Source organism: Arthrobacter sp. KBS0702, from assembly GCF_005937985.2.
Taxonomy (GTDB): Bacteria; Actinomycetota; Actinomycetes; order Actinomycetales; family Micrococcaceae; genus Arthrobacter.
The window spans coordinates 946,062-964,369 of sequence record NZ_CP042172.1; the positions used below are offsets into that span (position 1 = coordinate 946,062).

At 67.7% G+C, this 18,308-nt stretch carries 16 protein-coding genes and 1 tRNA gene; 11 read left to right on the forward strand and 6 right to left on the reverse strand.

Annotated features, from left to right (window positions below; genetic code table 11):
• The first annotated feature begins 71 nt into the window (after positions 1-71).
• The 8 genes from eno (at position 72) to FFF93_RS04410 (ending at position 8,170) form a co-directional block, all read left to right on the forward strand.
• Positions 72-1,352, forward strand: a complete 1,281-nt coding sequence (gene eno, locus FFF93_RS04375; RefSeq protein ID WP_138770001.1) for a phosphopyruvate hydratase — start codon at positions 72-74, stop codon at positions 1,350-1,352.
• Positions 1,353-1,463: 111 nt separating this feature from the next.
• Positions 1,464-2,171 carry a septum formation initiator family protein gene (locus tag FFF93_RS04380; protein ID WP_138770000.1) on the forward strand — a complete coding sequence of 236 codons (708 nt, stop codon included), beginning with the start codon at positions 1,464-1,466 and terminating at the stop codon, positions 2,169-2,171.
• An 80-nt stretch (positions 2,172-2,251) separates the two neighbouring features.
• Positions 2,252-2,983: a DUF501 domain-containing protein gene (locus tag FFF93_RS04385; RefSeq protein ID WP_138770547.1), complete on the forward strand. Its 732-nt coding sequence runs from the start codon at positions 2,252-2,254 to the stop codon at positions 2,981-2,983.
• Positions 2,980-3,930, forward strand: coding sequence for a Ppx/GppA phosphatase family protein (locus tag FFF93_RS04390; protein ID WP_138769999.1), 951 nt, complete (start codon positions 2,980-2,982; stop codon positions 3,928-3,930). The genes FFF93_RS04385 and FFF93_RS04390 overlap by 4 nt, the downstream gene beginning before the upstream one ends.
• 126 nt (positions 3,931-4,056) lie before the next feature.
• Positions 4,057-5,460 carry a S8 family serine peptidase gene (locus tag FFF93_RS04395; RefSeq protein ID WP_138769998.1) on the forward strand — a complete coding sequence of 468 codons (1,404 nt, stop codon included), beginning with the start codon at positions 4,057-4,059 and terminating at the stop codon, positions 5,458-5,460.
• A 34-nt stretch (positions 5,461-5,494) separates the two neighbouring features.
• Complete coding sequence (locus tag FFF93_RS04400; protein ID WP_138769997.1) at positions 5,495-6,961, forward strand: NAD(P)/FAD-dependent oxidoreductase; 1,467 nt, start codon at positions 5,495-5,497, stop codon at positions 6,959-6,961.
• A gap of 127 nt (positions 6,962-7,088) precedes the next feature.
• Positions 7,089-8,066: an N-acetyltransferase gene (locus FFF93_RS04405; protein WP_138769996.1), complete on the forward strand. Its 978-nt coding sequence runs from the start codon at positions 7,089-7,091 to the stop codon at positions 8,064-8,066.
• 30 nt (positions 8,067-8,096) lie between these two features.
• Positions 8,097-8,170, forward strand: a tRNA-Leu gene (locus FFF93_RS04410).
• A 351-nt stretch (positions 8,171-8,521) separates the two neighbouring features.
• Here the strand turns inward: FFF93_RS04410 and FFF93_RS17070 are convergent.
• The gene (locus tag FFF93_RS17070) at positions 8,522-8,818 is read right to left on the reverse strand and encodes a hypothetical protein (RefSeq protein WP_261375288.1); all 297 of its coding nucleotides are present in this window, start codon (positions 8,816-8,818) and stop codon (positions 8,522-8,524) included.
• Between FFF93_RS17070 and FFF93_RS04415 the strand changes: the two genes are divergently transcribed.
• A complete protein-coding gene (locus FFF93_RS04415; protein WP_261375289.1) occupies positions 8,796-9,944 on the forward strand; it encodes an ABC transporter substrate-binding protein in 1,149 nt (382 codons plus the stop codon). The two genes, FFF93_RS17070 and FFF93_RS04415, sit on opposite strands and share 23 nt — an antisense overlap.
• Positions 9,945-10,392: 448 nt before the next feature.
• Here FFF93_RS04415 and FFF93_RS04420 read toward each other — a convergent pair whose 3' ends face one another.
• From FFF93_RS04420 to FFF93_RS04435, 4 genes are read right to left on the reverse strand one after another with little or no spacing between them, the layout of a single operon-like run.
• A complete protein-coding gene (locus FFF93_RS04420; RefSeq protein ID WP_138769994.1) occupies positions 10,393-11,166 on the reverse strand; it encodes an ABC transporter ATP-binding protein in 774 nt (257 codons plus the stop codon).
• Positions 11,163-12,263 carry an ABC transporter ATP-binding protein gene (locus tag FFF93_RS04425; protein ID WP_186372226.1) on the reverse strand — a complete coding sequence of 367 codons (1,101 nt, stop codon included), beginning with the start codon at positions 12,261-12,263 and terminating at the stop codon, positions 11,163-11,165. Before FFF93_RS04425 ends, FFF93_RS04420 begins: the two co-directional genes overlap by 4 nt.
• The gene (locus FFF93_RS04430; RefSeq protein WP_138769993.1) at positions 12,260-13,228 is read right to left on the reverse strand and encodes a branched-chain amino acid ABC transporter permease; all 969 of its coding nucleotides are present in this window, start codon (positions 13,226-13,228) and stop codon (positions 12,260-12,262) included. Before FFF93_RS04430 ends, FFF93_RS04425 begins: the two co-directional genes overlap by 4 nt.
• A gap of 9 nt (positions 13,229-13,237) precedes the next feature.
• Positions 13,238-14,521 (reverse strand): branched-chain amino acid ABC transporter permease, encoded by a 1,284-nt coding sequence (locus FFF93_RS04435; RefSeq protein ID WP_138769992.1) that lies wholly within the window; start codon positions 14,519-14,521, stop codon positions 13,238-13,240.
• Positions 14,522-15,007: 486 nt separating this feature from the next.
• On the opposite strand from FFF93_RS04435, the gene FFF93_RS04440 reads away from it, so the two are divergent.
• Complete coding sequence (locus tag FFF93_RS04440) at positions 15,008-15,880, forward strand: hypothetical protein (protein WP_138769991.1); 873 nt, start codon at positions 15,008-15,010, stop codon at positions 15,878-15,880.
• A 148-nt stretch (positions 15,881-16,028) separates the two neighbouring features.
• The gene (locus tag FFF93_RS04445; protein ID WP_138769990.1) at positions 16,029-16,967 is read left to right on the forward strand and encodes a Bax inhibitor-1/YccA family protein; all 939 of its coding nucleotides are present in this window, start codon (positions 16,029-16,031) and stop codon (positions 16,965-16,967) included.
• 74 nt (positions 16,968-17,041) lie between these two features.
• On the opposite strand, the gene FFF93_RS04450 is transcribed toward FFF93_RS04445, so the two are convergent.
• On the reverse strand, positions 17,042-18,277 hold the full coding sequence (locus tag FFF93_RS04450; RefSeq protein WP_138769989.1) for an acetyl-CoA C-acetyltransferase: 1,236 nt from the start codon (positions 18,275-18,277) through the stop codon (positions 17,042-17,044).
• Positions 18,278-18,308 lie beyond the last annotated feature (31 nt).

Below are 18,308 nucleotides of genomic sequence, written 5' to 3' on the forward strand. Positions count from 1 at the left end.
AGGCTTGATCCACCGCTAGATTCCCAGCAGTCAGATTCCCAGCAGATCGCTTCACCCAAAGGAGCATATTCATGGCGCTTATCGATGCCATCCACGCCCGCGAGATCCTCGATTCCCGTGGCAACCCGACCGTAGAAGTTGAAGTACTGCTCTCCGACGGCCAGATCGGCCGCGCGGCAGTTCCCTCCGGCGCCTCCACCGGCGAACACGAGGCCGTAGAGCTCCGCGACGGAGACAAGGGCCGTTACCTCGGCAAGGGCGTCCAGAAGGCCGTTGACGCGGTCATCGACCAGATCGCCCCCGCCCTGATCGGCTTCGATGCCACCGACCAGCGCAGCATCGACCAGTCGATGATCGACCTGGACGGCACCGCCAACAAGGGCAAGCTCGGCGCCAACGCAATCCTGGGCGTCTCCCTCGCCGTCGCCAACGCCGCTGCCGCGTCTGCCGACCTGCCGCTGTACAAGTACCTGGGCGGCCCGAACGCGCACGTCCTGCCGGTACCGCTGATGAACATCCTCAACGGCGGCTCGCACGCGGACTCCGACGTCGACATCCAGGAATTCATGGTTGTCCCGCTCGGCGCCGAGACCTTCTCCGAGGGCCTGCGCTGGGGCGTCGAGGTCTACCACGCGCTCAAGGCGGTGCTGCAGTCCAAGGGCTTGGCCACCGGCCTCGGCGACGAGGGCGGTTTCGCCCCGAACCTGCCGTCCAACCGCGCGGCCTTGGACCTGATCCAGGAAGCGATCAAGAACGCCGGCTACACCCCGGGCAAGGACATTGCCCTGGCCCTCGACGTCGCCTCCTCCGAGTTCTACAAGGACGGCGCCTACCAGTTCGAGGGCAAGTCCCTCAGCTCCGCCGACATGAGCGCCTACTACGCCGAGCTGGTGGCCGACTACCCGCTGGTCTCGATCGAAGACCCGCTGGACGAGAACGACTGGGAGGGCTGGAAGGCCCTCACGGACGCGATCGGCGACAAGGTCCAGATCGTCGGCGATGACCTGTTCGTTACGAACCCGGAGCGCCTGCAGACCGGCATCGATTCGCGGACCGCCAACTCGCTGCTGGTAAAGGTCAACCAGATCGGTTCGCTGACTGAGACGCTCGACGCCGTGTCCCTCGCCCAGCGCGCGGGCTACACGACCATCACCTCGCACCGCTCCGGTGAAACCGAGGACACCACCATCGCCGACATCTCGGTCGCCACCAACGCGGGCCAGATCAAGACCGGCGCGCCGGCCCGCTCCGAGCGCGTCGCCAAGTACAACCAGCTGCTGCGCATCGAAGAGGAACTCGATGACGCCGCACGCTACGCCGGACGCAGCGCGTTCCCGCGTTTCAAGGGCTAGTACCCGAAAAAACCCCGAACCGGTGGCTATGGTGGAATGACCATGGCCACCGGTTCTGTTTTGGCCGGTCCCTCTTGGCCGGTATTTTGTTGGCCTGTTTGAAGGAGTGACATGGCAACCCGCCGTCCCAAGGTTCCCCGGGCCGCTGCCGCGGCCACGAAGTCTTCGGCCGCCGGCCGGGGGGAAGCCGACGGCGGCGACGTCATCCGGGCCGATTTCGGTGGCGCGCGGCACGGCAGCGCACCGGATACCCAAGCTGCCCGTCCCGATCACGGTCCGCAGGCACCCGGTGCCCCGACTGCCGGCCGCGCCACCGCCGGCGCAGCGGCGGGATCCGCCAGGGTCGCCGCGGGCCGGGCGGCCACAGCCGCCACAGCCAAGGCCGGCCAGTCCGGGGAATCCGCCGGGGCAGGGGAGGACGTCGATCCCGTCCCGGCCAAGGCCTTCTCCGGCCGGATGCTGGCCCTGGCCCTGGTGATGATCGCGATCACCATCCTGCTGGCGCCGTCGGTCAAGATCTTCCTCGAAAAGCGCGCCGAAATCGCGGAGCTGGAGGCCGACATCTCGGCCAAGCAGGCGAAGCAAACGGACCTCAAGCGACAGGTCTCGCGCTGGCAGGACCCGAACTACGTCAAGCAGCAGGCCCGCGACCGCATTAACATGGTTATGCCCGGCGAAACCGGCTACTGGGTTTTCGGCAGCGATCTTCCTGCCGGAACGCCCGGTGCCGGTGCCGCGTCAGGAACAGCCACAGACCCCGCCAATCTGCCGTGGGTGGATTCCCTCTGGGACTCCATCAAACGGTCGGCAACAGACTAGGAGCGGCGCCCGCCGCCGATTACCGCAGGCCGGTAATCCCAACAGGGCAGGAAGGTGCCGCGCCAGTGGACGAGAACCGAGTGGACACCCCCCAAGCCGGGAACCCCGTCGAGGGGGCACCGGCCACAGCGGCTGAGGCTTCACGCCGACCAACGGCCCGCGACCTCGACGTCCTCAGCCGACAGCTGGGCCGGCCGGTGCGCGACGTCGTCGAGATCCCGGCCCGCTGCGTGTGCGGCAACCCCCTCGTGGCGGCCACCTCGCCGCGGCTCAGCAACGGCACGCCGTTCCCCACCACCTTCTACCTGACCCACCCGGTCATCACCTCAGCCGTGTCGCGGCTTGAAGCCGCCGGGCTGATGAACGAGATGAACGACCGGCTCGGGTCCGACGCCGAACTGGCAGCCGGCTACCGCGCCGCGCACGAAGCCTACCTGCAGTCCCGCGCCGAGATCGGGGCCCGGTCCGGCATCGGGTCAGTGCCGGAGATCGACGGCGTCTCCGCCGGAGGCATGCCCACCCGCGTCAAGTGCCTGCACGTCCTGGTGGGCCACTCGCTCGCGGCCGGACCCGGCGTCAACCCGCTCGGCGACGAGGCCATCGCCGGCATCAGCCAGTGGTGGACGCGTGAGCGCTGCTACTGCGACGGCGCCTGGGACACCGGGGGAGAGGCCCCCTCGCGGGACCTGAGCCGGCACGGACCGCAGGGGCTTCCGGACATCGTTGGCCGGCCCGCCCCGGTCCGGAAGGCCCGCGCGGAGACCCCCGCCGCAGGCGAGGACGCAGCAACCGACACCGGGGCCGGGCAGTGAGCCGCGTGGCCGCCATCGACTGCGGCACCAACTCCATCCGGCTCCTGATCGCCGACGTGGCCGAATCCGCCGGCACCTCGCCCAGACTCACCGACGTCGTGCGCGAGATGCGCGTGGTCCGGCTCGGCCAGGGCGTCGACGCCACCGGGGAATTCGCCCAGGAAGCGCTGGAGCGCACCCTCGACGCGACCCGCGACTATGCCGAGCTGATCCGCCGCCACGGCGCCGGCAAGGTCCGTTTCGTGGCCACCTCTGCGACCCGGGACGCCCGCAACCGGCAGGTCTTCATCGACGGTGTCCGCGAACTTCTCGGCATCGAACCCGAAGTGATCAGCGGCGACGAGGAAGCCGCCCTGTCGTTCGCCGGAGCCAGCAGCGTCCTGCCCTCGCGGGGCAAGGACCCGGTGCTCGTGGTGGACTTGGGAGGCGGAAGCACCGAATTCGTACTCGGCGACGCCGACGGCGTCATCGCCGCCAAGTCGGTCGACGTCGGCTGCGTCCGGATGACCGAACGGCACCTGGTGGGCGACCCGCCCACGGCCGGGCAGATCGCCGCCGCGGAGGCCGACGTCGACGCCGCCATCAGCCACGCGGCGCTGACGGTTCCGCTGGACCGTGCCACCGCCGTGATCGGCGTGGCAGGGTCCGTCACCACCATCACCGCCCACGCACTGAAGCTGGCGGAGTACTCCCCGGCTGCTATCCACGGCACGGAACTGGACCTCGCCACCGCCCGGGAGGCATGCACTTCCCTGCTGGAGATGACCCGGCAGCACCGGGCTGCCCTGCCGTACATGCACCCCGGGCGCGTTGACGTGATCGGTGCCGGCGGCCTCGTCTGGCGGCGCGTGCTGGAACGGATGGCGGACGCCACCAACGGGCGGATCACGTCGGCCATTACCAGTGAACACGATATTCTTGACGGGATTGCCCTGAGCATCAGCTAGCTTTTGCGCCCGGACCGGCAGTGTCCACCAGCGCAGCGCCCACCCAGGCAGTGCCTGCCGCCACCGCCGCCGGAGGCAGCCGCCACCGACTGCCGCGCCCGCAGACATACCGCCGATTGGACCCGAATGACCAGAGCAACAGCCCGGCACCGCCGGACCGCCTCCGCGTTGATGGCTTTGGCCCTGGCCGGGTGCAGCACCGCGGGAGCTTTGTCGCTGGCCCCGGCGGCCCACGCGGACGCCACCCGGGACAAGGAATACTGGCTCGCCGAATCCGGCATCACCAAAGCCTGGGACGTCTCGAAGGGCGCCAACGTCAAGGTCGCCGTGATCGACAGCGGCGTGGACGGCAAACACCCGGACCTCAAGGGCGTGCTGGCCGGGGGAGCGGACGTCTCCGGCGCGGGGGCCGCCGACGGCCAGAAGAGCATCGGAGCCAAGCCCGAACACGGCACGCTCGTGGCGACGATGCTGGCCGGCCGCGGACACCAGCCGGCCGGAGCCAGTGCCAGCCCAAGCCCCAGCCCCAGCCCCAGCCCCAGCCCAACGCCCGGGACCGGCGTCGGCTCCGACGGGATCGTGGGTGTCGCCCCGGAGGCCCAAATCCTGTCCGTGTCCACCTGGCTGGGGTCGGCCAACCCGGGCGGCAAGAGCGACCAGGACCAGATTCCCGCCGCGGTCCGCTGGGCCGTGGACAACGGGGCCCGCGTCATCAATATCTCGCTCGGCAGCACCGCCCCGGAGTGGCCACAAAGCTGGGATGCGGCGTTCCTGTACGCCGAGCAAAAGGACGTGGTGATCGTCGCCGCGGCCGGCAACCGCGTCGGCGGGAACATCCAGGTGGGGGCGCCGGCAACCATTCCCGGTGTGCTGACGGTGGCCGGCCTGGACCGCAAGGGCGTCGCCAGCATCGACTCGTCCTCCCAGGGCATCAGCATCGGCGTCGCCGCCCCGGCCGAGAACCTGGTGGGCGGCATGCCCGGCGGCGGCTATGCCGAGTGGGCCGGAACCTCCGGCGCCACCCCCATCGTGGCCGGCGTGGCGGCCCTGATCCGCTCCAAGTGGCCGGACATGTCAGCCAGCCAGGTCATCAACCGGATTGTCAGCACCGCAAAGGACGCCGGGCTTCCGGGAAAGGACCCGCTGTACGGCTTCGGCGTGCTTGACGCCGAGGCTGCGCTGAAGGCCGATGTTCCGGAAAGCGCGGTCAACCCGCTGGGGTCGATCTCGGACTGGATCCGGGTCCACCGGCGCGGCAACCCGGTCAGTTCGGCGCCCGCTGCCCTGCCCAGCCCCTCCAGCGCGGCACCGACGCTGCCCGAGGCGACCATGCCGGTCGCGGAGGCTCCATCACCGGCCGACAGCGCCGTCCCGGCGATGGTGGTGCTCGGCTTCGGCGGACTCTTTGTATGCATTATCGCCGGGGCCGCCATCCAGCTCCGGAGGGCAGCCCGCGCAGCCTCCGCGCCGCCCGGCGGCCCCGAAACGGGCGCCTTGGATTCGGTGGAGTCGGGGAGCCCGGGGAGTTAGTGAAGTTTTTCACAAACTACGGTATTCTTGACGCATGGCATCCACCCCTCAGCTCCAGGACCGTCCCAGGGTACTCGTCGTCGGCGGCGGGTACGTCGGCCTGTACGTAGCCCTCAAACTGCAGAAGAAGATCGCGAACGCCGGCGGCATCGTCACCGTCGTCGATCCCCTGCCCTACATGACCTACCAGCCCTTCCTCCCCGAAGTGGCCGGCGGCAACATCGAGGCACGCCACGCCGTCGTCTCGCACCGCCAGCACCTCAAGCAGACCGAACTGATCCAGGGCCGCGTCACCTCGATCGACCACGCCAACCGCACAGCCGTGGTGGCACCGTCCGACGGCGGCGAGAACTTCGAGATTCCCTACTTCGACGTCGTGCTCGCCGCCGGTGCGATCACCCGCACGTTCCCGATCAAGGGCCTCGCGGACAAGGGCATCGGCCTGAAGACCATCGAGGAAGCCGTCGCCCTGCGCAACGGTGTCCTGGAGCGCATCGAAACCGGTTCGCTCATGACCGACCCGGTCGAACGCGCCCGCGCCCTGACCTTCGTCGTCGTCGGCGGCGGCTTCGCCGGCATCGAATGCATCACCGAAATGGAAGACCTGGCCCGGGCCGCGGTCAAGAACAACCCGCGCGTCAAGCAGGAGGAAGTCCGCTTCGTCCTGGTCGAGGCCATGGGCCGGATCATGCCCGAGGTCACGGCCAAGCAGGCCGAATGGGTTGTCGAGCACCTGCGCAGCCGCGGCATCGAGGTGCTGCTCAACACCTCGCTGGACAACGCCGAGGGCTCGCTGAAGCTCATAAACCTCCCGGACAAGACGCCCGCGCAGGAATTCGAATCGGACACCCTCGTCTGGACCGCCGGCGTGCAGGCCAACCCGATGGTCCGCTCCACCGACTTCCCGCTCGAGCCCCGCGGCCGCGTCCGCGTCCTCCCCGACCTCCGCATCTCCGGCGACGAAGGCATCATCGAGAACGCCTGGGCCGCCGGCGACATCGCCGCCGTGCCTGACCTCACCGGCAGCGGCCTGCCCGACGGCACCTGCGTCCCGAACGCCCAGCACGCGCTGCGCCAGGCCAAGCGCCTCGCCAAGAACCTGTGGGCCTCCCGGTGGGAGAAGGAACTCAAGGACTACAAGCACAAGAACCTGGGCGCCGTCGCCGGCTTCGGCGAATGGAAGGGTGTTGCCAACATCAACCTCATCGGCCGGATCGGTCTTAAGGGACCGCTCGCCTGGCTGGCGCACCGCGGCTACCACGGCCTGGCCATGCCAACCGTGGAGCGCAAGATCCGTGTGATCTCCGGCTGGTTCTGGCAGCTCTTCCTGGGCCGCGACACCACCCAGTTGATGGACCTCGACAACCCGCGCGGCGCCTTCGAGGCCGCGGCGAAGCCGGCTCCGAAGCCGGCTGAGGCTCCGCCTGCGGCCCCCGCCGCGCCGGCGGCCGACAAGCCTGCCGAGGCACCCAAGCAGACTGTTGTGGCCGACTCCAAGTAGTCGCCAGCAGCCCGACGACGGCGGCCGTTCCCTTCTGCGGGAACGGCCGCCGTCGTCGTTGGTGGCGTTGTCGTGGGTGGTGGCCCGGATTGGCCGGCGGGCGGGCGTCCCCGCCTAGACTTGGCCCATGACTCCTGCTGAGAAGGACCTGCACACGCTGCTCGCAACCATGCGGCCGGTAATCCGCGAGGGCGAATACGTCTATGCCCTTTGGCCGCACGGCAAACCGCTGGCCGGTCACATCGCGGCGGCCGTCCGTGAAGCCGAGGGCCTGACCGTGGTGCTGCCGCGGGACGACGCCGATGCAATGGGTCTGAAGTACGACTTCGTGGCCGCCTGGATCACCCTGCAGGTGCACTCCTCGCTGGAGGCCGTCGGGCTCACCGCCGCCGTTAGCGCAGCCCTGACCGAGGCAAAGATCAGCTGCAACGTCCTCGCCGGGTTCCACCACGACCACCTGCTGGTTCCCGTGGCCGACGCCGAGCGTGCGCTCGAGGTCCTCCACGAGCTCTCCGCGGGCAGCCGGAGCGCGAACGGCGGCGCCCAGCAGCCCGCGCCCACCCTCGTGCTCCGGACCGAGGAGCCGGCTGACCGGCCTGCCCTCCTGGCGCTCACCGCGGCGGCCTTCGCCATCTCGCCCGTCACGGGGCTGCCGGTCGAAGGGGAGCCGGAGGAGGTCGAGTTGCTGCGGCGGCTTTTTGACTGTGCGGAGTACCTGCCCGAGTTCAGCATCGTCGCTGAGCTCGACGGCGAAATCGTAGGGCACGTGATCAGCACCCGGGGGCGGGCGGGGGAGCTGGAGCTGTTGGGCCTGGGGCCCATCGGGGTGACCCCACGGCTGCAACGCCACGGGATCGGGTCGGCGCTGATGAAAGAAACCATCGATCGGGCAAATGCGGCGGGGGAGCGGGGCATCGCCCTGCTGGGCAGCCCGGAGTACTACGCGCGGTTCGGCTTTGTGCCCTCCACCTCCCTCGGCGTGCAACCACCGGACCCGGCCTGGGGAGACCACTTCCTGCTGCTGCCGCTGGCGCTCTGGCCCGGCGGCGTCAGCGGAGCCTTCCGCTACGCCGAGCCCTTTGGCGTACCGCCAGCCGCCGCGTAGCGGCCCGGCCCGGGATACCATTGACCGGGCGCCCCAGTAGCCCAATTGGCAGAGGCAGCGGACTTAAAATCCGCGTGTTGTGGGTTCGAGTCCCACCTGGGGCACACACGGTGAGCGTCCGTCTCACGCGGCGCTTTTGACTTGCACATTTTCGCCACATATGTTTGTCCAGTTCCTCCCAATCCCCCCGACGGCAGGGGAACATCAAAGACGCCCCCGCACCACGGTCGCAATGACCGGTGCGGGGGCGTTTTCGCGGGCAGCCACGGCAGGCCAGCGGGCCCGAGGAGGGCCGCGTCCCCCGATGCCAGTGGCGGCAGGCGGCGTCGGCCTCCGGAGGCGCCTGAGGCGAGGGGAGGCGCCCATTCCCTCGCCTGATTCCCACCATGCAACGAGTGTTATAAGGATGTGACCGTAGTCACTTATTTTCGCGCGGAATTTGCACTAGCTTGAAACTAAATCAGGAACACCTGATCTTTCGCGTCAAAGGCCGTTCGCACCTTTCGATCGAGGAGATTTTTTATGACTTCACTCCCCCAGGTGGCGCCGCGCATCGCTAAGCTCACAGCGCTTAGCATCGGCGTCGCCCTTCTGGCAACGGCTTGTGGCGGTTCGTCCACGCCGTCGTCTTCCGGTTCGGGTTCGGCATCAGCGCAGGCCGGCGGTATCTCTTGCCCGGCTCCCAGTGCAACCGGGGGCGCCACCAGCTCGGCCAGCGCGGCAGGTGCGGTGCCTGCTTCCTCGACCACCACCCCGACGCCGCTCAAGCTCGGCTCGCTGCTGCCGACCACCGGCTCCCTCGCCTTCCTCGGCCCGCCCGAAATCGCGGGCGTTAACCTCGGTATCAAGGAGATCAACGACGCCGGCGGCGTGCTGGGCAAGCCCGTCGAGGTGATCCACCGCGACTCCGGCGACACCAAGACTGACATCGCCACCCAGTCCACCTCCGCGCTCCTGGGCCAGGGCGTCAGCGCCATCATCGGCGCCGCCTCCTCCGGCGTCTCCAAGACCGTGATCAACCAGATCACCGGTGCCGGCGTTATCCAGTTCTCACCGGCCAACACCTCGCCGGACTTCACCACCTGGGACGACAAGGGCCTCTACTGGCGCACCGCCCCGTCCGATGTGCTGCAGGGCAAGGTCCTCGGCAACTACATGACCACCTGTGGTGCACAGACCGTCGGCATGATCGTCCTGAACGACGCATACGGCACCGGCCTGGCCAAGAACGTGCAGGCGGCGGTTGAAGCTGCTGGCGGCAAGGTTGTGGCGCAGGAACTCTTCAACGAAGGCGACTCGCAGTTCTCCAGCCAGGTGGACAAGGTCCTCGCGGCCAAGCCGGATGCCATTGCCCTGATCACCTTCGACCAGGCCAAGAGCATCGTTCCGCTGATGACGGGCAAGGGCGTCAAGCCCACCCAGATCTTCATGGTGGACGGCAACATGTCCGACTACAGCAAGGACTTCAAGCCCGGCACCCTGAAGGGCGCCCAGGGCACCATCCCGGGCACCTTCGCCAAGGATGACTTCAAGAAGAAGCTCCTCGCGATCGACCCCGCGCTCAAGGATTACAGCTACGCAGGCGAGTCCTACGATGCCGTGAACCTGATCGCACTGGCGGCTGAGGAAGCCAAGAGCACCAAGGGCGTGGACATCGCCAAGCACCTGAAGGATGTCTCCGAGGGCGGCGAGAAGTGCAACAACTTCGCCAGCTGTGTCACCCTGCTCCGCAACGGCAAGGACATCGACTACGACGGCCAGTCCGGCCCCGTAACGTTCTCCGACGCCGGTGACCCGACGGAAGCCTACATCGGCATCTACGAGTTCCAGGATGACAACACCTACAAGCCCGTCAAGGAAGAGTTCGGCAAGCTGTAAAGCCGCATTCCCCTAGACAAACAGGAGACCCCCGTCCAGTCCGGACGGGGGTCTCTTGTTTGTGGGGAGCCGGGAGGGGAGCGGCGGCGAAGGACGCGACCGGGCCTTGGCGTCACGCACGTCAGTCTTTCGGCCTGCCCCGTTCAGCTGGACCCCGCAGAAGCGGCCCAACCCGCCGGGCGCAGGCCCAATACTCTGCTCCACGTGACGCCCGCGCCAAGGGGTGGGCTTGATGTCGCTGGGCCGGCGATGCAGTCTCGTTGGCGCTGCGGAACCGGTCTTGCGCTGCGGATTCAGACGAGGGCTACCCGGATCCGCGGTGCGGCTGTCCGGAACCGGTGCGGAAGTGGCCGCCGGAGCCCAAGGGCTTACCGGGCCTCCCGGCGCTCCGACACGCAGAAGGGCCGCCACCGGCTGGTGACGGCCCTTCCTGGACTGCTGTGGCGGTCTAGTCGACGGTGTCGGCCAGGGTGCCCAGGTACAGCTGGATGACCTTGGGGTCCTTCATGAGCTCCCGTCCGGTACCCGTGTACGCGTCCTTGCCCTGGTCCAGGACATAGCCGCGGTCGCAGATCTGCAGGCAGCGGCGCGCGTTCTGCTCCACCATGATGACGGAGACGCCGGCCCGGTTGATCTCATGCACCCGCAGGAAGGTTTCGTCCTGCTTGACGGGGGAGAGGCCGGCCGAGGGCTCGTCGAGGAGCAGCACGGCCGGATCCATCATCAGGGCCCGTCCCATGGCGACCATCTGGCGTTCGCCGCCGGAGAGCGAACCGGCGCGCTGGGCACGCCGCTTGGCCAGTTCCGGGAACAGGTCCGCGACGAAGTCGAACCGTTCGGCGAAGTCCTTCGGCCGCTGGAACATGCCCATCTGGAGGTTCTCTTCGATGGTCAGGGCCGCGAACACGTTGTTGGTCTGCGGGACGAAGCCCACGCCCCGGCTGACCAGCTTGTTGGCCTTCAGCCCGGTGATGTCCTGGCCGCGGACCACCACGGACCCGGAGTGGACCTTGACGAGGCCGAACATGGCCTTCAGCAGGGTCGACTTGCCGGCACCGTTGGGTCCGATGATGCCGATCAGCTCACCCTTGCGGGCTTCAATGCTGCAGCCGTTGAGGATGTTGACGCCCGGAATGTAGCCGGCAACCAGGTTGGTGACCTTGACGACCGAGTCGCCGTCGTAGGCGTTCGTTGCGGTTGCTGCCGCGCTGGTGGCGCTCATTCTGTTTCCTTCTCTGTCCGGTTCGGCTCGCCGCGGGTCGGCTCCTCTGCGCTGCGCCTGCCGTGCGGTGCCCCGTTGGCGGTATCGGACTCTGCCGACTCCGCCACGAGGACATCGGTGGAGATGATGCCGGCGTTGTCGGTGCCGACAATTGATTCCTCGTCGGCCTCGAGTTCGGCCGCGAGCACCTTGATGCCTTCCGAGTCACCCAGATCCACGTCGTGGTGGGCACCCAGATAGGCGTCGATCACTGCCGGGTTCTTCATGACCTCGGCGGGCGGGCCCTCGGCGACGATCTTGCCCTCGGCCATCACCACCACCCAGTCGGCGATGTGGCGGACCATGTGCATGTCGTGCTCGACGAACAACACGGTCATGCCCTCGGCCTTGAGGTTCTTGATGTGGTCCAGCAGTGACTGGGTCAGCGCCGGGTTTACGCCTGCCATCGGCTCGTCGAGCATAACGAGCTTCGGGCGCACCATCAGCGAGCGGGCCATCTCGAGGAGTTTGCGCTGGCCGCCGGACAGGGACGCGGCGTAGTCGTCCTTCTTGGCATCGAGCTTGAACTTCTCGAGCAGCACGTTGGCTTGCTCGGTGATCTTCTTCTCCTGGCCGCCCCAGATTCCCTTGAACAGGGCCTTGGAGAGCTTCTCGCCGGACTGCTGGGAGGCGCCAAGGCGCATGTTCTCCATAACGGTGAGCTTGCCCATGACCTTGGTGAGCTGGAAGGTGCGGACCATGCCCATGCGCGCCACCTTGTAGGAGGAGACGCCGGCCAGGCTGTTGCCCTCGAACTGCCACTTGCCCGTGTTGGGCGTATCGAAGCCGGTCAGCAGGTTGAACAGCGTGGTCTTGCCGGCCCCGTTCGGGCCGATCAGCGCCGTAATCTTGTGCCGCGGGATCTCCAGGTACTGGACGTCGACGGCGTTGATGCCGCCGAAGCTGCGGGTGACGTCCTCCGCCACCAGGATCGGATCGCGCTTTTTGCAGCCGGGCGCGATCTCACCGGCGGCAATCGGACGCGAATCCGTCATGTAGTCGATGGTCTCGCCGGGGGTCCCGGCTGCCGTCTTGGGTTCTTCGCTGTGCATGCTCATGCGAACGCCAGCTCCTTCTTGTTGCCGAAGACGCCCTGGGGCCTGAAGATCATCAGCAGCATCAGTGCGATGCCGACCAGGATGTAGCGCAGCTGGCCGGCCTGGACCGTGTTCAGCCACGTGACGGCGCCGGATTCGATCAGGCCGTACAGCACGCCCTGGGTGAGGGACAGTACGACCCAGAAGATCATTGCGCCCACCACGGGCCCCAGCACGGTGCCGAGTCCGCCGAGCAGCAGGCAGGTGTAGAGGAAGAACGTCAGCTCCGTGCCGTAGTTGGCGGGCTGCACCGCGCCGCGGGGGAGGGTGAAGACCATGCCGGCAAGGGCGCCAAGCACGCCGCCGATGACGAGGGCCTGCATCTTGTACGAGTAGACGTTCTTGCCAAGCGAGCGGACGGCGTTCTCGTCCTCGCGGATGCCCTTGAGGACGCGGCCCCAGGGGCTGCGCATCAGCAGCCAGACCAGCAGGCAGCAGACAATGACCAGGGCCCAGCCGACCACGCGGATGAAGAGGTCGCGGTTGTTCATGCCGAAGTAGGTTCCTTCGGGGAACGGGTTCATCGCGTAGAAGTCGCCCTCGAAGGCGGCAAGGCCGTTGGCGGAACCGGTCACCGAGGTCAGCTGGTTGGTCGTGACGATGTAGCGGACGATTTCCGCAGCCGCGATCGTGACGATGGCCAGGTAGTCGGCCCTGAGCCGGAGGGTGGGGATACCGAGCAGCAGGGCGAAGATCGCCGAGCATACGACGGCGATCAGCAGGCCCACGAAGAACGGCACGTGGAAGGTCAGGGTGGAGATGGCGAAGCCGTAAGCCCCCACCGCCATGAAGCCGGCCTGGCCGAAGTTCAGCAGGCCGGAGTAGCCGAAGTGGACGGCCAAGCCGAGAGCGGCAAGCGCGTACGCCGCCGTCGTCGGGCTGAAGATTTCTCCGGCAGCGCTGGAAAGAATGAATCCGAAGTCCATGTTTGTCTCCTAACCCACGCGCTCGCGGCGGCCCAGGATGCCCTGGGGCCGGAACAAGAGGACAACGATCATGATGAAGAGGGCTCCCACGTACTTGAGGTCGGCGGCGAGGCCGAACACGGTGGTGAGCTCAACGAAGATGCCGACGATGATGGAGCCGAACAGCGCGCCCCACACGGTGCCGAGGCCGCCGAGGGTGACGCCGGCGAAGATGAGCAGCAGGATCTGGGATCCCATGTCGAAGGTGACGCCGGGCCGGTAGTAGGCCCAGAGGATGCCGCCGAGGGAGGCCAGCATGCCGCCGGTGACCCAGACGATGCGGATGACGGAGTCGACGTCGATGCCGGAGGCCGCAGCGAGGGCAGGGTTGTCGGCGACGGCGCGGGTTGCCTTGCCGAGCCGGGTCTTCAGCAGCACGACGCCGAGGACGGCGATGACGATCACGCTGATCAGCAGGGACCAGAGGTTGTTCGGCGAGATGGAGATCGGGCCGATCTGGATTTCGGCGCTCTGCGCGAACGGCAGCTGCTGGGTGGCGCCGCCGAAGTAGAACTGGATGACGTAGCGGACCGCCAGGGCCAGGCCGATGCTGACGATCATCATCGGGACCAGGCCGGTCCCGCGGCGCCGGAGCGGTTTCCACAGCCCGGCGTCCTGGACGTAGCCGAAGAGACCGCCGCCGAGGAGCGCCAGGATGATGGAGAGCCAGAACGGCAGGTTCATGGCGTTGAAGCCGAAGACCAGGACGGCGCCGAGCGTGACCATCTCGCCGTGCGCAAAGTTGGTCAGGCCGGTGGTGCCGAAGATCAGCGAAAGCCCCACGGATGCGAGGGCGAGGAGCAGGCCGAAGCTCAGGCCGGCCACCAGGCGGTTGAGGAGGTTCTGGCCGAAATCCTGCTGCTGGACAACGATGCCCTTGCCGAAGGCGAAGATCACCGAGAGGTTGGAGGTCTGGCTGAAGGTGACCTTGCGGGGGTTCTCCTGGCCCTCGGCGAGCTTGGTGCCCTCCGGAAGGGTCTTGACGTCCAGTTCCACCTCATACGTTCCCTGAGTGGGGACGCCGATGCTCCAGGCGCCGTTAGCGCCCGATTTGGCTGTTCCCGTGAAGTCACCGCTCTTGGCAGTGATGGTGACACCAGCGAGCGGCGCGCGGTCGTCGCCGCGCAGGAAGCCGCTGATGCTGTTTTGGAACGTGGTGCTCGACGGGGATGGTGTCGGCGACGGGGTCGCGGCCTGCGATGCCGGGGCGACAACCAGCAGGAGGGCCGCCACGGCGGCGAAAATGGCCCCCACAGCTTTCAGGATCCTGCCGCGCCGTCTCTGCGACAGGCCTCTCGGTGTGCTTCTCAAATTGAAAACCTCCACATGGGGGTGGTCTGGGTTGCGCCATTGCAACCGCTGCGAACGTTCAGGGGGCGAAGGCGGAGCAGATACTGCGATGCGATGGAGCCGTATAGCCTGTGACCTCCGTCACCCTGTCGGCCCCATGTTACAGCCCGGGCGGTGCATCCAACGCCGTCGCGAGCAGGCAGAACGTCGCGATCGCGTAACAACCGTGAAGCCGGCCATGATCACCGCTTTAGCCGAGCTAAAGAAAACTTTTGTTGTTCCCGAGGATTCCTAAACATTCCAGCCCCCGGCCGCACGGTGGGAGGGCCGGGCACCCAAGGTTTACCCAAGTTTCACCGGGGTATGGTTCGTCCAAGGCATCCCAGGGGTGCCTGTCCTGAGGTTGGTGCTGTTGGTGTGATTTCAACGCTTAAGTCGGAGGGACGACCGATGAAACGGTGGTCCAGATACGTAGTCGCCGGCGCAGCCGCGCTGGCGCTGCTGCTTGTGCCGGCGCTGGTGTCTGGTCCGTCAACCGCCGGGGCGCAGGCCTGCGTGAGCGGAGCGGCGCCGGCCGTGGATCCCTACCCCGGCAGAACGGCCGTGGCAGCCAACTTCGAGACGTCTTCGCTTGAGGGGCTGCAACTGGTCACTGCGGGAACGGGGGCGGCGACGCTGTCTTCTGCCGCGGCCCACTCCGGCACCTGCTCGATCCGGCTCCACACCACCACGGATCCGGGATCCCTTGCCAAGGTGAGTCTGGCACTCGACACCCAGACGCGGGAAATCTATGCCGACGGCTGGTTTAACATTGCCACCGAGGGCCCTGTTGGCAACAATGTCCCGTACCTGCGGATCTTCTCCGGGGGCGTCCGGATCATGGATGTCTTCCGGCAGAACATCTCGCACGAACTCGTGCTGCGGACCACGTCGCCGCAGGGGTTCACCTACACCAGCCTGGCGCCGAACGTCCGGGACGGAATCTGGCACCGACTGGTCATGCACGTCGTTCCGAATGGGCCCGCGACCGGCGTGCAGATCTGGTGGGACGGCCGGTCCGTCTTTGAATCGAACACCATCGACATCCGCGCCACCACGGCCGACACGGTGCAGTTGGGGTCCGAGCATGACCAGCAAAAGGGCGACATCTACGTCGATGACCTGGTGGTCAACGGTGGCACGGGGGACCCTGTGCCGATCCCCGGGGTCCTCCCCGCACCCAAACCCAGCATCCTGAAGCGGCCGGAAGTCGACAGCGGGTCGCATTCCGGGTTCCTGGCCGGCGGCCGGCAGGGGTGGAACAGGCAGGCCGACGCCACCTGAACCGGGGCGCGCCCAGATCACGGTTGTGTTGCGGCCGGAACCCGGCGGGAACTATCCCTGCCGCCCGGGCGTGGGAATTGGTAGCGTGAAGCGTACCGATCTTTACGAGCTATCATCACCTACCCCCTTAACCTGGAGGACACCAGCAATGGCACTTGGCGGAAACCCGATCTTCAACGGAAAGAATTTCCGTGGAGCCACCCAGGCACCGCCTGCCCCGCAGGCCGCCTACGGGCAGGGCTTCGGCCAGAACGCTTATGGCCAGGCGCCGTACGGCCAGAACGGCTACGGCCAGAACGGCTACGGTCAGGCCCAGGCCGGCTGGAACCCGGCACAGCAGGCCATGAGCAACGACCAACTGCAGGACCTGTACAACCGCCCGGCCGCGGGACCGGTCGACACCGGCCGCATGACTTTCGACGACGTCATCATGAAGACCGCGGCCTGCCTCGGCGCCGTCATTGCCGGCGCAGCCGTCACCCTCGTGGTGGCCCAGGGCCTGGCCTCCATGCTGATGCTGGTCGGCGCGCTGGGCGGCTTTGTCCTGGCCCTCGTCAACACCTTCAAGAAGCAGCCCTCCCCGGCGCTGATCCTGGCCTACGCCGCCCTCGAGGGCCTGTTCCTCGGCGGCCTGACCCGCATCCTCGACGGCATGTTCCCCGGCGTCGGCCTGCAGGCCGTCATCGGCACGCTCTCCGTCTTCGCCGTGACCCTGGTGCTGTTCAAGAGCGGCAAGGTCCGGGCCACGCCCAAGGCCATGCGCTTCTTTATGATCGCGCTGATCGGCTACGCCGTCTTCGCGCTCATCAACATGGTGATGATGTGGACCGGGGCGGTCAACTCCCCGTTCGGCCTTCGCACAAGCTTCGAAATCTTCGGCATTCCGCTGGGCGTCTTCATCGGCCTGCTCGCGATCGGCCTGGCCGCGTTCTCCCTGATCATGGACTTCACCAGCATCGAGGCCGGCGTCCGCGCCGGCGCCCCGCAGCGCTTCTCCTGGACCGCCGCCTTCGGCCTCACCGTCACCCTCGTGTGGCTCTATGTCGAGATCATCCGCCTGCTGGCCATCCTCCGCGGCGACGACTAGCAGCCGCAAGAAAAAACAGCACGACAATAAAGCGGCCCCGCCGGAAAGGCGGGGCCGCTTTATTGTCATCGGCCTCAGCCGAGCCGTTCCAGGATCACTGCCATGCCCTGGCCGCCTCCCACACACAGGGTCGCCAGGCCCAGGCTGCCGTCCCTCTCCTGCAGCCCGTTGAGCAGGGTGGTCGTCATCCGGGCGCCGGTCATGCCGAAGGGATGTCCGAGGGCAATGGCGCCGCCGTGGACGTTGAGCCGGTCCGGGTCGATCCCCAGTTCCCGCGCGCTCGCCACCACCTGCACCGCAAAAGCCTCGTTGAGTTCCACCAGGTCGATGTCGCCGATGGTGAGGCCCGCCTGCTTCAGCGCCCGCCGGGTCGCCTCGACCGGGCCCATGCCCATCAATTCGGGGGACAGGGCGCTGACTCCCGTGGCGACGATGCGGGCCAGCGGTTCCAGCCCCAGCTCCCTCGCGCGGGAGTCGCTCATCACAACGACGGCGGCAGCGCCGTCGTTGAGCGGGCAGGCGTTGCCGGCCGTCACGGTACCCTCGGCGCGGAAGACCGGCTGCAGCGCCGCCACCGAGTCGAGGGTGACGCCGGCCCGCGGCGAGTCGTCCCGGTCCACCACGGTGCCGTCCCGGCGCGTGTACGGGGTGATCTCGCGGGCGAAGAACCCGGAGGCGAGAGCCGCCTCGGCCCGGTTCTGGCTCTGGACGGCCCAGGCATCCTGCTCTGCGCGGCTGATGCCGTAGCTGGTGGCGACGTTTTCCGCGGTCTGGCCCATCGAAATGTAGATGTCCGGCATCCGCCCGCCCAGCCTCGGATCGGTCCACGGTGTGTTGGACGCGGCCCGGGCCGCGGTGCGCTGCCGCGCCGGCTCGAACAGCGGGTTGTGGGTGGAGGCGTCGGTCTCCCCGGCCCCGGCCCAGTCACGGTAGCGCGAGACCGCTTCCACCCCGGCCGCAACGAAGGCCTCGCCCTCGCCGGCCTTGATGGCGTGGAAGGCCATCCGCAGGGTCTGCAGGCTCGAGGCGCAGAAGCGGTTGACGGTGGCGGCGGGCACGTTGTCGAGTCCGGCCAGGATGGAGACCACCCGGGCCATGTTGGACCCGGCCTCCCCGCTGGGCTCGGCACAGCCCAGATACAGGTCGTCGAGGCCGCGGACGTCGTCGCGCGGGTCGAAGGCGGGGATCTTGGCCAGGGCGGCAGCGACCATGGCGGAGGCCAGATCGTCGGGCCGTTCGTCCTTCAGTGATCCCTTGAAGGCGCGGCCGATGGGGCTCCGGGCGGTGGCGACGATGACAGCTTCAGGCATGCGCCCAGCCTACGCCGGGCCCGCCGGAGCA